Source organism: Bradyrhizobium sp. Leo114 (genome assembly GCF_055229415.2).
On sequence record NZ_JBUYEN020000218.1, the window covers coordinates 1 to 439 of the forward strand.

Consider the following 439-nt stretch of genomic DNA (forward strand, 5'->3'; position numbering starts at 1 on the left):
GCGATCGACCGATGGCCTGATTTTGAGCCCCCCTTTTGCGCCGCTGGCGTGCGGGTGGGCGCGGACGATGGTGGAATCGACGATCAGGTATTCAAAGTCCGGATCATCCGCCAGCGCCTCGATCATGCGCAGCCAGACCCCTTTGGCGCTCCATCGGCTGAAGCGCCGGAACACGCTATTCCAGTCGCCGAACGTTTCAGGCAGATCGCGCCACGGCGAGCCGGTGCGCACAATCCACAAAACGCCCTCAACGAACATCCGGTTATCGCGCCCCGTCGAACCGCGCTGGTCCGGCCGGCCGATGATCAAGCCGGATATTCGATCCCATTGCACATCGCTCAGAACCAGCCGATCCATGACACCCAAGGCTTCCTCCTAAAAGAAAGCCTTGAATCACGTTCAATCTGATTTGAGAATCCCAAGAGTCCACACGACCTAG

The 439-nt window shown here is 59.5% G+C and carries 1 pseudogene; it reads right to left on the bottom strand.

The window, feature by feature from the left end:
* Positions 1–357: pseudogene (locus ACZIRK_RS45485) on the bottom strand (IS5 family transposase); the annotation flags it as partial.
* Between the last annotated feature and the right edge of the window lie 82 nt (positions 358–439).